The 13,255-nt window shown below is 62.8% G+C and carries 15 protein-coding genes and 3 tRNA genes; 5 read left to right on the forward strand and 13 right to left on the reverse strand.

Annotated elements, in window-relative coordinates:
• Positions 1-28 precede the first annotated feature (28 nt).
• The 5 genes from secE to tuf all read right to left on the reverse strand — a co-directional run bounded on the left by secE (position 29) and on the right by tuf (position 4,591).
• Complete coding sequence (secE, locus tag C1D09_RS09050; protein WP_010909260.1) at positions 29-232, reverse strand: preprotein translocase subunit SecE; 204 nt, start codon at positions 230-232, stop codon at positions 29-31.
• Positions 233-593: 361 nt separating this feature from the next.
• Positions 594-669 (reverse strand) — tRNA-Trp (locus C1D09_RS09055).
• 322 nt (positions 670-991) lie between these two features.
• Entirely contained in the window at positions 992-1,477 is a 486-nt protein-coding gene (locus tag C1D09_RS09065; RefSeq protein ID WP_143973950.1) for a group II truncated hemoglobin, read from the reverse strand.
• A gap of 117 nt (positions 1,478-1,594) precedes the next feature.
• On the reverse strand, positions 1,595-3,259 hold the full coding sequence (locus C1D09_RS09070; protein WP_143973951.1) for a COG3904 family protein: 1,665 nt from the start codon (positions 3,257-3,259) through the stop codon (positions 1,595-1,597).
• Positions 3,260-3,415: 156 nt separating this feature from the next.
• Positions 3,416-4,591, reverse strand: a complete 1,176-nt coding sequence (gene tuf, locus C1D09_RS09075; RefSeq protein WP_010909256.1) for an elongation factor Tu — start codon at positions 4,589-4,591, stop codon at positions 3,416-3,418.
• A gap of 293 nt (positions 4,592-4,884) precedes the next feature.
• Between tuf and C1D09_RS09080 the strand changes: the two genes are divergently transcribed.
• The gene (locus C1D09_RS09080) at positions 4,885-5,772 is read left to right on the forward strand and encodes a DMT family transporter (protein ID WP_143973952.1); all 888 of its coding nucleotides are present in this window, start codon (positions 4,885-4,887) and stop codon (positions 5,770-5,772) included.
• 111 nt (positions 5,773-5,883) lie between these two features.
• The gene (locus tag C1D09_RS33075) at positions 5,884-6,021 is read left to right on the forward strand and encodes a hypothetical protein (protein ID WP_167514540.1); all 138 of its coding nucleotides are present in this window, start codon (positions 5,884-5,886) and stop codon (positions 6,019-6,021) included.
• A gap of 60 nt (positions 6,022-6,081) precedes the next feature.
• Here the strand turns inward: C1D09_RS33075 and C1D09_RS09085 are convergent, their stop codons facing one another.
• Complete coding sequence (locus tag C1D09_RS09085) at positions 6,082-6,339, reverse strand: GlsB/YeaQ/YmgE family stress response membrane protein (protein ID WP_143973953.1); 258 nt, start codon at positions 6,337-6,339, stop codon at positions 6,082-6,084.
• A 130-nt stretch (positions 6,340-6,469) separates the two neighbouring features.
• Between C1D09_RS09085 and C1D09_RS09090 the strand changes: the two genes are divergently transcribed.
• Complete coding sequence (locus C1D09_RS09090) at positions 6,470-6,919, forward strand: YidB family protein (protein WP_143973954.1); 450 nt, start codon at positions 6,470-6,472, stop codon at positions 6,917-6,919.
• A gap of 329 nt (positions 6,920-7,248) precedes the next feature.
• Here C1D09_RS09090 and C1D09_RS09095 read toward each other — a convergent pair whose 3' ends face one another.
• Both C1D09_RS09095 and C1D09_RS09100 read right to left on the reverse strand, forming a co-directional pair.
• The gene (locus C1D09_RS09095; protein WP_143973955.1) at positions 7,249-7,626 is read right to left on the reverse strand and encodes a hypothetical protein; all 378 of its coding nucleotides are present in this window, start codon (positions 7,624-7,626) and stop codon (positions 7,249-7,251) included.
• Between the two features lie 52 nt (positions 7,627-7,678).
• Entirely contained in the window at positions 7,679-7,921 is a 243-nt protein-coding gene (locus C1D09_RS09100; protein WP_425463408.1) for a hypothetical protein, read from the reverse strand.
• On the opposite strand from C1D09_RS09100, the gene C1D09_RS33080 reads away from it, so the two are divergent.
• The gene (locus C1D09_RS33080; protein WP_167514541.1) at positions 7,920-8,141 is read left to right on the forward strand and encodes a hypothetical protein; all 222 of its coding nucleotides are present in this window, start codon (positions 7,920-7,922) and stop codon (positions 8,139-8,141) included. The two genes, C1D09_RS09100 and C1D09_RS33080, sit on opposite strands and share 2 nt — an antisense overlap.
• Before the next feature lie 71 nt (positions 8,142-8,212).
• On the opposite strand, the gene C1D09_RS09110 is transcribed toward C1D09_RS33080, so the two are convergent.
• Together C1D09_RS09110 and C1D09_RS09115 are read right to left on the reverse strand one after the other, a co-directional pair.
• A tRNA-Gly gene (locus tag C1D09_RS09110) sits at positions 8,213-8,286 on the reverse strand.
• A gap of 90 nt (positions 8,287-8,376) precedes the next feature.
• Positions 8,377-8,461, reverse strand: a tRNA-Tyr gene (locus tag C1D09_RS09115).
• A gap of 202 nt (positions 8,462-8,663) precedes the next feature.
• On the opposite strand from C1D09_RS09115, the gene C1D09_RS09120 reads away from it, so the two are divergent.
• On the forward strand, positions 8,664-9,512 hold the full coding sequence (locus tag C1D09_RS09120; RefSeq protein ID WP_143973957.1) for a TrmH family RNA methyltransferase: 849 nt from the start codon (positions 8,664-8,666) through the stop codon (positions 9,510-9,512).
• A 109-nt stretch (positions 9,513-9,621) separates the two neighbouring features.
• Here the strand turns inward: C1D09_RS09120 and C1D09_RS09125 are convergent, their stop codons facing one another.
• The 3 genes from C1D09_RS09125 to gcl are packed head-to-tail and all read right to left on the reverse strand — an operon-like array spanning position 9,622 to position 13,236.
• Positions 9,622-10,593 carry a 2-hydroxy-3-oxopropionate reductase gene (locus C1D09_RS09125; RefSeq protein WP_281288551.1) on the reverse strand — a complete coding sequence of 324 codons (972 nt, stop codon included), beginning with the start codon at positions 10,591-10,593 and terminating at the stop codon, positions 9,622-9,624.
• Positions 10,594-10,640: 47 nt separating this feature from the next.
• Positions 10,641-11,438 carry a 2-oxo-tetronate isomerase gene (gene otnI, locus C1D09_RS09130; protein WP_143973959.1) on the reverse strand — a complete coding sequence of 266 codons (798 nt, stop codon included), beginning with the start codon at positions 11,436-11,438 and terminating at the stop codon, positions 10,641-10,643.
• A 16-nt stretch (positions 11,439-11,454) separates the two neighbouring features.
• Positions 11,455-13,236: a glyoxylate carboligase gene (gene gcl, locus C1D09_RS09135; RefSeq protein WP_143973960.1), complete on the reverse strand. Its 1,782-nt coding sequence runs from the start codon at positions 13,234-13,236 to the stop codon at positions 11,455-11,457.
• Positions 13,237-13,255 lie beyond the last annotated feature (19 nt).

Here is a 13,255-nt window from a genome sequence, read left to right on the forward strand (position 1 = left end):
TTTTTAGACTTCTCCGTAGTCGCCGGACTTAGCGTCCAATGCCCAGAATCTGTTCGATCGCGAGGCCCATCAACTGATCGGCGCTAAAGAAAAAGATCATCGCGATCACAGCGAAGGCCAGAACCATCACCGTCGAGATCATCGTTTCGCGCCGCGACGGCCAAGTCACCTTGGCGGTCTCCGAGCGAACCTGCTGGAGAAAGACGAAAGGATTTGTGGTTTTCGAAGCCATATGCCGCTCTGTCTTCAAGACCCGTTGGCCGGGTCCCCTGGATGATCCCGCTGGCCGGGACGTGCCGCCTGAGCCCAGTCTCGCGCCGAATCGGCGCAATCATTTCGCCCATGCAAATCAGACGCGTAAAGCCGGCTTCCCAGCTCCACGCGTCGCGTGTCTGTTCTGTCTACATAAAACCGATTCTTGATCCACGCAAGTGGCAAGTGTCCGCTTTATGACCAAACGCCGCCTCGGAACCATCCAGTCGTTCCGTCCCGGCTATGGCGCCCTTATGCCCCAATTGGTCTAATATGGCAAGCGTGTCCCGATTTTCAAAGGGCGGTCCGCGCAAATGTCGTGTCTGATGGCCATTTTCAAATGGCACGGGCAGCAGGGCTCGAACCTACGACCTGCGGTTTTGGAGACCGCCGCTCTACCAACTGAGCTATGCCCGTATCGTGCGCGCTTCGGCGCAGCAGGGGCTTCCTAAAAGCTTCCGCGCTCTCTGTAAAGAGTGGTTTGCACGCAAACACGCCTTCATCCCCTTTGCCAGAAATCGGGATGGGGGACGACCAGCCCATCACGGTCGATCTGGAGTTCGCGACTGGAGCCACCGACGCGCGATTCATAACGATATCCCCTGCCTTCCTCGATGCAGGTAATAGCGCTGCGGGTCGCGCGTGACCGTGAGCCCGGGGTATTCGACAAGAGCGGTGGCAATCTCGGCGCTCTGCCCGGCGGAAAGCCGCGATCGCCGCTTCGGCCTGTTCGCAACCGCTACGATTTCCCGGCCGGCGGCGTGTACGGCCCGCCAGGCACGCCCCAACCCCAGGCAGGCATCGGTTCGGTTTCCGGATCGCAGGTTTCGCCGAGATTGGAGTTCATCTTGGCCAGCCGCGATCCCCACTCGACATAGCCCATGAAGGCCGAGCGAAATTCGGGATCGTCCGGCAGGCCGACCTCGTCGGCCGCGTCGGCCAGCAGGTTGATCCAGCGGCGGCGCTGCTCCTCGGTCAAATGCTTGCCCAGATGATGCATGACCATCTCGCGGTGGCCGCCGAATTTCTCGCTATAGGTCTTCGGTCCACCAAAGACCTCGCCGATGAAGGCCGCGACATGGGCGGGATGGTCCGGCGACATCGCCTTGAATACCGGCCCGACGACCGGGTCTTTTGCCACCTTGTCATAGAAGGTCTGCGTCAGCCGGTTCAGGGCATCGCTGCCACCGGCCCATTCGTAGAGTGTCGGAACATCCCGGCTCATTCTCGATCCTCCGCCAACCCCGGTCCTCCGCCAACCCCGGCGCCACCGGCGGCGACGATAGCGGAAAGATCGAGGGCAGCTCAACCTGCCTCGATGGCCAGTTTCCGAAGCCGGGCACTAAAGCTTTGCGGGCGCGTCGGCCGCCGCATTGGCGGGCGGCAGGCCGAGGCAATTATCGGGCCTGGGAACCGCCTTGCAAATCGTGGCGCCGGTCAGCGCGTCGACCGATTGCGGTCCCGTCGTCAGTCCCGCCTTCAGCATGATGTGCGGTTCAAGCCGGCGGTCGGCCGAGCGCCCCGCGATCGCTTTGAACAGAGCGGGACCGATCGCCATCTCATCGAGATACGCCTTCACCATCTGCTTCTGTCCCATCGGGTACAGGCCGAGCCGCGCCTCGGGACCGACAAACCTTCTCGCGCCGCCGGCAAGCATCAGCGCGCAGGCCGCATCGCACTCCACGCCCGCATCGATGCTCAATCCGGCATAGGCGCCCTCCTTGGCCAGGCAATTCCACGCCCCTGGGTCGCAATCGACGAAATCGGTCCGGCCCACGGCGACGTCGAGCTTCCTTTCGTGGATAAGCCGGCCCGCCGCCAGAGCGCCTGACAGGTCACCTCCCCGTGAGCTGATCACGACCGGCAGACGCCGATCGCCAAGCGTGGCGAGCAACTGGCGCAGCTTCTGCGGCGTCTGGCTCGTAATCACGCCTTCCGCCGAGATCCATTCCGGACAGTCGGGATTACACAGCGGATTGCTGCCGCGAACCACGACAAAGCGCATGTCCGCGCCGGCCTTCGCGGTTTCCGGTCCAACAGGTGCCACATCCCCGGGCTTGCCGGTCGCAGCGGCCGAGGGCGTCGCATCGTTTGCGGAACTCGGTATCTCCCGGCAGTTCGCGGCCGGCTGCTGCAGCGCGCACAGGCTTGCGGTGGTCAACAGACCCACGGCATCGCGGCTGGTCACCAAATTCATCGTCAGCATGTCGTCGAGCGCGATCTGGCGGATGTCGCTGGCCGGCGTGGCCTTCATCATTTCCAGCACGCCGTCACCTATCCCCATTTCCCTGAGATAGGCCGATAGCGTCTTCTCGACCGCCTTGCTCATCTCGTAGGTCTTGTAACTGCCGGCATTTTTCCGGCTGACCACCTTGGTGTTGATGATCTTCTTCTTGCCGTTCACGATCCGGTAGGTGGTCCGGTAGAGCAGCTTCTCGCGCTTGTAGGTGGTGGTGATCTGATGGACGCCGAGATAGGCGAAATCTCCGACCACGCGGCGAATACCGCCGGAAAACATCAGCGGACAGGCCGAATTGCACATGGCCCCGTCGTCAAAGGCCATGCCGAAATAGTCGGCGCCCTCGCCCTTGTTATCGCCGCAATCCTTCGTCTCCGGCCGGCAATCGGAAAAGACCGTCACGCCGACGGCGATATCGAGCTTGGCCTTGCGGATCATCCTGCCAAGCGCGAGTGCGGCATCGACATTGCCGCCCGGCGAGCTGACGACCACAGGCAGTTGCCGCCCCTTGAGCGTTTTGAGCGTACGTTTGAAGAGCGACGGCGTGCCTGCCGCGATCGTGCCTTCAGCCGATATCCATTCCGGACAATTGGGCTCGCAGCCCGGTGCGCTGCTGCGCACGACGGTGAAGCGCATCGACGGGATGTCCAGCGACTGCTCCTGGGCACGGGCCGGCATGACAGGCAGCACCATGGCGACCAACAGCATGAGACGGACCGGTGCCCGCAACTGCCACCCCTTCTCGCCGAAACAGCGCCCTGGAACCACTCTTTCGCAAAGCTCCCGCAATGCAACCCATACTAGTTGCCGTGATGGCGCTTGCAACAGGGCAGGCACAGTTGCGATGTCACGCAGCGACGTAAACGAAAAAGGGCGGCCCGAAGTCCGCCCTTTCCTTGTCGATCTGGCCGATGCCGGTCTCGATTATTCCTTGATGGTGACGACGATGCCGGCACCGACGGTGCGGCCGCCTTCACGGATGGCGAAGCGCAGCTTCTCTTCCATGGCGATCGGCACGATCAGCTCGACGTCGACCGTGATGTTGTCGCCAGGCATCACCATCTCGGTGCCAGCCGGCAGCGACACGATGCCGGTCACGTCCGTCGTGCGGAAGTAGAACTGCGGACGGTAGTTGGTGAAGAACGGCGTGTGACGGCCACCTTCGTCCTTGGTCAGGATGTAGGCTTCGGCCACGAACTTCTTGTGCGGCTTCACCGTGCCGGGCTTGGCCAGAACCTGGCCGCGCTCGACGCCTTCACGATCAACGCCGCGCAGCAGCGCGCCGATGTTGTCGCCAGCCTGGCCCTGATCGAGCAGCTTGCGGAACATTTCAACGCCCGTGCAGGTCGTCTTGGTCGTCGGACGGATGCCGATGATCTCCAACTCCTCGCCGACCTTGACCACGCCGCGCTCGACGCGGCCGGTCACGACCGTGCCGCGGCCCGAGATCGAGAACACGTCTTCGATCGGCATCAGGAACGGCTTGTCGAGCGGACGAACCGGGGTCGGGATGTAAGCGTCGACCTGAGCCATCAGCTCGCGGATCGCGTCCTCGCCGATCGTCTTGTTCGAATCCTCAAGCGCCGCCAGCGCCGAACCCTTGACGATCGGAATGTCGTCGCCGGGGAATTCGTTCTTCGACAGCAACTCGCGAACCTCGAGCTCGACCAGCTCCAAAAGCTCGGCGTCGTCGACCTGGTCGACCTTGTTCAGGAACACCACGATCGACGGCACGCCGACCTGACGGGCAAGCAGGATGTGCTCGCGGGTCTGCGGCATCGGGCCGTCGGCGGCCGACACCACCAGGATCGCGCCGTCCATCTGCGCGGCACCGGTGATCATGTTCTTCACATAGTCGGCGTGGCCGGGGCAGTCGACGTGGGCGTAGTGGCGGTTGGCCGTCTCGTATTCAACGTGAGCCGTCGAGATGGTGATGCCGCGCGCCTTCTCTTCCGGCGCCGCATCGATCTGGTCGTAGCGCTTGTACTCGCCAAAATACTTCGTGATCGCCGCCGTCAGCGACGTCTTGCCATGGTCAACGTGACCAATCGTGCCGATGTTCACATGAGGCTTAGTGCGCTCGAATTTACCTTTTGCCATAGTCTCTTTCCTTGGACGGCCTTGACCTTCAGTTCAGTCGAATGCGGGGCGATTAGCGACAAAGGCCAAAAAACACAAGCGTCTTTTGGCCGGGTGCCGTCTCACTCAGTCCGAACCTGGGATCCGATTGGAGGGATGTGGAGCTGATATAGGAGGGCGATGGGGGAAATGGAATGGGTGACATGCCGATCGATCGAGGCCTGCATCCCATGTTCTTGCCGGCCAATTCTGTCTCGGTCACGGCCAGTTGATGGCCCATTGCGGCAGCCGCGGAGGTCTGATCTCCTGACCCCATGCAATTCATTCCTGCCTCAATCCGTGGCCCGCTGTTCATGATCGTCTCGACCGGGTCGTACTTGGTCAACGATACGATGATGAAACTCGCGACCGCGGGGTTGCCATCCTATGAGGTGCTGTTCCTGCGTGGTGCCGCCGCGACGCTCTGGGGCTTCCCGCTGTTGTTTGTGCTGGGTTACGGCAAACAGATCCCGTTGATCTTCGACAAGCGTGTGCTGCGCAGGAACCTGCTCGAACTGGCGGCGATCCTTTGCTACGTCGTGGCGCTCGCCAACATGCAGATCGCGGATTCCACGGCGCTGGGACAAATCACGCCGCTGCTGATGCTGGTCGGCTCGTCGATCCTGTTTGGCGAGCGCATCGGCGGCCAGCGCATGGCGCTGATCGGGCTCGGCTTCATCGGCGCGCTGATGGTGGCGCAGCCGACCATGCAGGGCATTTCGGTCTATGCGCTGCTGGCGCTCGGCAACGCCGCACTGGCAGCCGCGCGCGACCTCGCCGGCAGGCATGTGCCGACGGAGGTGCCCGGGATGATCGTGGCCATTTCAGCCGTGGTGGTGGTGCTGATCGGCGCGGGCGCGGCGCATCTGGCGTCCGAGCGCTGGGTGATGCCCGAAGCACGCCATTTGCTGCTGCTGGCCGGCGCCGGTCTTTTCCTGATCTTCGGCCATTTCTTCATTTTCATGGCCTATCGCGTCGGGCCGACCAGTGCGGTGGCGCCGTTCTATTACTGCTTTACCGTCTGGGCCGTCATTTCGGGCCTGCTGGTGTTCGGCCAGTTCCCCAATACGCTGGCGGTCTGCGGCATCCTGCTGGTGGTGGCCAGCGGCCTGACCATCGTCTCGCTGGACCAGCGCAAGCGCCGGCTGACTGTCGTCGCCTAACATCGGCAGCCGAGGGCCTTCTTGCGGCTTTGCTCAGGGCGGATCGATCGTCTATTCAGCGATGTATCGTCTTTCCACGACGCCATGATCAATCAGCCACGGGTGCTTCCCATGACCGATTTTGACCAGAACAAGAACCCCGACGCCGAGCACAGGGCCGCTATTCGCAAGTCGCTGACCGGCTGGGCGGTGTTCATCGCCGGAACGCTGATCTTCTTCGCCACGGCCGATGCAGTGTTGATGCCATAGGCAGGCTGACACTGGTCTTGCCTCGGCAGGAATTCCAACCTTCCGGTATCCAGCTGGCGCTTAGAGCGTCCGCCTTCCGCTGAACTGGTGGTAGGCCCACAGCACGACCACCGCGCCGACCACGGCGACGATCAGGCTGGAGATGTTGAGACCGGTGACACCCACGCCAAAGAGTTGGCTGCAGATCACGCCGCCGACGATGGCGCCGACAATACCGAGCACGACATCCATGATCAGGCCTTGGCCGGTCTTGTTGACGATCTTGCCGCCCAGGAAGCCGGCGATGGCGCCGAGAATGATCCAGCTGATGATACCCATTTTTTCCTCTCCATCCCCCACCGTCCCGACATTTTCATATGATTGTCAAAAGCTCAAGCCAGCTTGAAATTCCGCCCGGATGCGCCATTGTTGGAGGTGGGCCGGGCTTGGTCGAGATGGAGGATCCACTATGGGACTTTTTGACAACGCCGTTCCCGGCGGCAACATCACCAAACCGCTGATGATCGCGCTCGGCGCCTTGCTGGTCGGAAAAATGCTGAGCGGCAGAAGTGCCGAACGGCCGGATCAGCCTCAAACGCCAGTGCCGACCGACCCCGCCGCCAGTGATGGCGGCCTGCTTGGCGGGCTGGGCGGCCTGCTCGACAAGCTCAAGACCGCTGGCCACGGCAATGTCGCCGATTCCTGGGTCGGCACCGGGCAGAACCAGTCAATCAACGCCAACGATCTCGGCGCAGCACTCGGGCCGCAGATCATCCGCGAGATCGCCCAACGCACCGGGATGGACGAGCAGGAACTGCTCAAGCAGTTGTCAACGGCCCTGCCCGGCGTCGTCGACAAGCTGACGCCGAACGGCCAGGTGCCGCAGCAGCACCAGGTGGCTTCCGCGTTCAACAGCTGACGCGGCACACACCGATGCCTGAAGCGCTGCGCGTTGTCGCGCAGTGTGCCAACTGCGGGGATGAAAGTCTGGAGCGGTAGGGAATCGCATGCCCGTGGCACTTCGACATGTTCGGTGTAAACGAGCGTAGCGGTTGGTTCTTGTAATTGTGCGGCGGCATCTTCAGCCGTACCAGATGCCCTGGCCGAAACCGTCCGTCTATCGCCAGGATGACAGTCAGGTATGGGTAGTTCCAGCACTGGTGGCCGCTTCTGGCCCCTGTTCTGCCATCCATTGATGAACAGAGTTCATACCGCGCACGCCCATCACGCGATAGATTGATTTGCAGGTCAGGTTCCAGAGCTTGATGAGGGGCGGCGGCGCCACCACGTGAACCCGTAAGCGAACACCCAGTTGAAATAGACGAGCGCGATCACAGACCCGGTCATGGGACCCTGCAGGCGCCAATAATCAACAAAGTACTCGGTGCCTTCCGAAAGCGTGCCATATGCCGTGCCCACGAGCACCACAAATGCAACAAAGAGCAGTCCGTTCGCGATTTGGAGTGAAGGTGGCGTGCGCAGTGCGTTCAGCCAAGCGGCAAACGAGACCGCAGCCAACGGCAGGCAACTGATCGCGCCAGCGATCCACCCGTGGCCAGCGCCAGCCAGGGCGACGAACCCGAATAGCAACAAGGCGCCGAACAGCGATGCGATGCCGTATTTCATGCGTCTGAGTCGGCACCCCTGGCCCTGGTCAACCGTCACGGGCTCCCTTCCGCTAGCGGCCCAAGGGTTGCTTTGAAAGAGAGACGAGTTCAGCCTCGTCTTTGATGCCGGCCATGTAGTTGGCGATAATCCGCGATGCGATCATCTCGAGTGTGTCCGGCGACGGGTGCTCAAGTTTCAACTTGTCGAAGACTCGGCCGAAAAGCGCCAATTCGGTTGCGTTGAATATGCCCGCTTCAGTCGCCTTTCGTCGGATCGGCACGATTTTCCTCCCGAAAGTCCCGGAGGGAAGCATGCCGCGAATCCTCCTCGCCGCGCAAGTGCTTTACACTGCGGACGCCGGGCTCGACCCATTGCGCCGCCGGCCGCTTCATGCCCGTGGGCGTCGGCCCGGCATGCTCCTTGACGCGCTTCCACCGCCAGAAATAAGGCTGCGACCGAGCATGATCTCGGGCAACGGCGATCTCGACAACAATCGCAAGGTCGCCGGCGCCAGGGCCAAGCCAAGACAGTGACACGCCACCGAGACGCGTGACACGGCGCATTTCGAAAGAGGAGATTTTGATAGCGATTTCAACGAGATATCTGGAGCGGGTAGCGGGAATCGAACCCGCATATTCAGCTTGGAAGGCTGCTGCTCTACCACTGAGCTATACCCGCGCCTTGCACTGAAGTATCGGATTCACCCGAAAAGCGCCATGCACTTTTCGGCCCGATGCTTTTTTCGTTTCAGGGCTTCCGGGCCGGCAGTGGTGGAGAGGGTTGGATTCGAACCAACGTAGGCTAAGCCAACGGATTTACAGTCCGTCCCCTTTAACCACTCGGGCACCTCTCCAGTCTGCCGCCGGAGCCATGCAACGAGGCATTCTTGCCGATCCCGGAGCCCGAGTTGGATATCTTCTCCGAAATCAGCGAAGCGCCTTATGGCGGCAAGGCCAGTGGGTGTCAACCGCGCAGGAAGGGTTTTTCGATGTTGTTCGCCGGCTGCGGCGACGGGGCATATCCTTGGCCGCGCGAGACGGCTATAGAAGCCCGCCATGAGCAACAAGACCAATACCCCCAAAGACACCCATTACGCCAAGCTGCGCCGCGCGCACCGCGACGAGAAGAGCGGCGGCGCGCCGGCATTCCGGCCACGCCAGCCCGTTCCGCCGGGCGAGAACGCCGCCGACGGCCTGGTGCGCCTCTATGGCCTGCACACGGTGCGGGCGGCACTCGACAATCCGCGCCGCAAGATTCGCAAAATGCTGGTGACGCGCAATGCGGCCGAGCGCCTGGAGATAGAAGATCTCGCCGCCTTGCCCTTCAAGGCGGAGTTGGTCGAGCCCAGGGACATCGACAAGATCACCGGGTCGGACGCCGTGCACCAGGGCGTGCTGATCGAGGCGGAGCCGCTGAAGCCGAAGCGCCTCGACGCGCTCGGCGACACGAGACTGGTGTTGGTGCTCGACCAGGTCACCGATCCGCACAATGTCGGCGCCATCCTGCGCTCGGCCGTCGCCTTCGGCGCCGGCGCGCTGATCACCACCGCGCGCCACAGCCCGCAGGAATCGGGTGTTCTGGCGAAATCCGCCTCCGGCGCGCTGGAACATATCGACCAGATCGAGGTGAAGAACCTGGCCGACGCGCTCGGGCAACTGCACGAGGCCGGCTTCCAGACCATCGGGCTTGATTCGGACGGGCCGGCGGAACTCGAGACAAGCTTTGCCGGCGACAGGATCGCGCTGGTACTGGGCGCAGAAGGCAAAGGCCTGCGCCTGAAGACGCGCGAGACGGTGACCACGCTGGCGCGGCTCGACATGCCGGGCGCCATCCGCTCGCTCAATGTGTCGAATGCCGCGGCGATCGGCCTTTATGCCGCGCGGGCATTCCTGAAGCGCGCCTAAGCCGCCCTGTCTCGCAACGAGAAACGGGTTCCGGCGACAGACGCAGGAACCCGTTCTTCGACAGGACGCGAGGTGGCGGCTTGGGAACGTTGCGCCGCCCGCTCCCGACCTATGCGGCTTTGCCTTTCATTTCGGTCACTTCGCCGCCGACCTCGAAATTGGCCATCCGCTCCAACGCCCTGACCAGCGCCGAGTGGTCCTCCTTCGCGCCGCCATTGGCCGCACACGAGTTGAACAGCTGCTGGGTCGTCGAGGTATTGGGCAACGAGACGCCGAGCGCCTTGGCTCCCTCCAGTGCAAGGTTGAGATCCTTCTGATGCAGTTCGATGCGGAAGCCGGGCGCGAACGTGCGTTTGACCATGCGCTCGCCATGCACTTCGAGGATGCGTGACGCCGCCAGCCCACCCATCAACGCCTGCCTGACCTTGGCCGGGTCGGCGCCGGCTTTCGAAGCAAAAACAAGCGCTTCCGCGACGGCTTCAATGGTCAGCGCGACCACGATCTGATTTGCGACCTTGGTGGTCTGACCGACGCCGTTGGCGCCGACCAAAGTAATGTTCTTGCCCATCTTCTCGAAGATCGGGGTTGCGCGCTCGAAGGCCTTTTCAGCGCCGCCCACCATGATGGTGAGCGATGCCGCCCTGGCGCCGACCTCGCCCCCCGAAACCGGCGCGTCGAGATAGTCGCAGCCCAGCTCATTGATCTTGCCGGCGAACACCTTGGTCTCGATCGGCGAGATCGAGCTCATGTCGATAACCAGCTTGCCCCTGGTCAGGCCGGACGCGACGCCATTGTCGGAGAACAGCACATCGGCGACCTGCGGGGTATCGGGCACCATGGTGATGATGATGTCGGTGGCCCTGGCGACGGCGGCATGGCCTGTGACTGTTTTCAGCCCCTTGGCGGCGAGGTCAGCCGGCGGCTTTGAGCGATGGTCGCTGGCGATGACCTTATAGCCGGCATCGAGCAGATGCCCCGCCATCGGCGCGCCCATGATGCCGAGACCGATGAAGCCTATGGTTTCCATGATGGTTCTCCGTCTTCTGCTAGGTCGCGTTCTGTCACGCCATCTCTGTCCTATCGGACATCTCCCCCTCGAGGGGGGATTGGCAGCGTCAGCGCCGGCTCTCAAGCCGCGGCGCTGCCCTGCCCGGCCAGATCCCTGAACCAGCCCAGCCCGGCTTCCGTGCCGGCTTTCGGCTTGTATTCGGCACCGATCCAGCCGGAATAGCCGATACGGTCGATGTGGTCGTAGAGGAAGGGATAGTTGATCTCGCCCGTTCCCGGCTCGTGACGGCCGGGATTGTCCGCAAGCTGGATATGCGCGATGCGGCTCAGGTTGGCCTCGATTTTACGGGCGAGATCCCCCTCCATGATCTGCATGTGATAAATGTCGTATTGCAGGAACAGGTTTTTCGAGCCGACGCGGTCGATCAGCGCCAGCGCCTGGTCGGAGTAATTGAGAAAGAAACCCGGAATGTCGCGGGTGTTGATCGGCTCGATCAGCAGCCGGATGCCCGCTTGTTCCAGCTTTTCCGCCGCGAAGGCCAGGTTTTCGGCGAAAACATCCTCGAGTACCCTGCGGTCGACGCCGGCCGGCGCGATGCCGGCCAGGCAATTGACCTGCGGGCAGCCGAGCGCCTGTGCGTAGGCGATCGCCCTGGCGATGCCCTGGCGGAATTCCGGCACGCGGTCCGGCAGCACGGCGATGCCGCGTTCGCCCTTGGCCCAGTCGCCGACCGGCAGGTTGAACAGCACCTGTGCCAGGCCATTCTTCTTGAGCCTGGCGGCCACCACCTCCGGCGCATGGTCATAAGGGCCGATATATTCTACGCCCTTGAAGCCCGCGCGGGCGGCGGCGTCAAAGCGGTCTAGGAAATCGTGCTCGCCAAAGAGCATCGACAGATTGGCGGAAAAACGTGGCATTCTCTTTGTCCTCCTGTCAGTCGAGCATCACGATCGCGGTCGGCGCGTCTTCATGATGTTCGGCAAGTTCCTCGAACTCGGTGATCTTGTCGATCTCGGTGCCCATCGAGATGTTGGTGACGCGCTCGAGTATGAATTCGAGCACGACCGGAACCCGGTGCTCCTTCATCAGCCGTTGCGCCTGCTTGAACGCGCCGGCGAACTCCTCGGGCTTGCGGACCCGGACCGCCTTGCAGCCCATCGCTTCGGCGACGGCGACATGGTCGACGCCATACCCGGCCTCGGGATCGCCCGATCGGTTGATGTTCTCGAAGGCGAGGCTCACCTCGTAGTCCATGGAGAAGCCGCGCTGCGCCTGACGGATCAGGCCGAGATAGGCGTTGTTCACGACGACATGGATGTAGGGTAGCTTATGCTGCGCGCCGACCGCCAGTTCCTCGATCATGAACTGGAAATCATAATCGCCCGACAGCGCCACGATGGTGCGATCGGGATCGGCGGCACGCACCCCAAGGGCTGCGGGCAGCGTCCAGCCGAGCGGGCCGGCCTGGCCGCAATTGATCCAGTTGCGCGGCTTGTAGACGTGCAGGAACTGCGCGCCGGCGATCTGCGACAAGCCGATCGTGGTGACATAGGTGACATCGCGGCCGAACGCCTTGTTCATCTCCTCATAGACGCGCTGCGGCTTCAGGGGCACCTGATCGAAATGCGTCTTGCGCTTCATCGTCTTCTTGCGGGCCTGGCATTCCTTGGCCCAGCCCGACCAGTCGCGCAGCTTGCCGGCCGTCTTCCACTCGGTGGCGACGTCGAGCAGCATCTTCAGTGCCGCGCCCGCATCGGAGACGACGCCGAGATCCGGCGCGAAGACACGGCCAATCTGCGTAGGCTCGATGTCGACATGGATGAATTTCTTGCCCTTGGTGTAGACGTCCACGGAACCGGTGTGGCGGTTGGCCCAGCGGTTGCCGATGCCGAAGACGAAATCGGCTGCCAGCATCGTCGCATTGCCATAGCGGTGCGAGGTCTGCAGGCCGCACATGCCGGCCATCAGCCGGTGGTCGTCGGGGATCGCGCCCCAGCCCATCAGTGTCGGGATGACCGGCACGCCCGATATTTCCGCGAACTCGATCAGCAGGTCCGATGCATCGGCATTGATGATGCCGCCGCCGGCGACGATCAGCGGCTTTTCCGCCGCGTTGAGCATGGCCAGCGCCTTTTCGGCCTGGGCGCGCGTCATCGCCGGCTTGAACGGCGCCAGCGGCTCATAGGCATCGATGTCGAACTCGATCTCGGCCAGTTGCACGTCGACCGGCAGATCGATCAGCACCGGACCGGGCCGCGACGAGCGCATGAGATGAAACGCCTTCTGCAGCGCCATCGGCACGAGATAGGGCTCCATGACGGTGACCGCCCATTTGGCCACCGGTGCCGCGATGGCGGCGATGTCGACGGCCTGAAAATCCTCCTTGTTGAGCCGCGCGCGCGGCGCCTGGCCGGTGATGCACAGGATCGGAATGGAATCGGCCGCGGCCGAGTAAAGACCGGTGATCATGTCGGTGCCGGCCGGGCCCGACGTCCCGATGCAGAGGCCGATATTGCCCGCCTTGGCGCGGGTGAAGCCTTCCGCCATGTGGGAGGCGCCCTCGACGTGGCGGGCAAGGACATGGCGAATGGTGCCCCTTGCCTTCAGCGCCGAATAGAGCGGATTGATCGCCGCGCCCGGCACACCGAAGGCGCAGGAGATGCCTTCCTTTTCGAGAACGAGAACCGCCGCATCGACAGCGCGCATCCTGGCCATTTCCCGGCCCTCCACTTGG

It is taken from the genome of Mesorhizobium intechi (assembly GCF_002879535.1).
GTDB classification, from domain to species: domain Bacteria; phylum Pseudomonadota; class Alphaproteobacteria; order Rhizobiales; family Rhizobiaceae; genus Mesorhizobium; species Mesorhizobium intechi.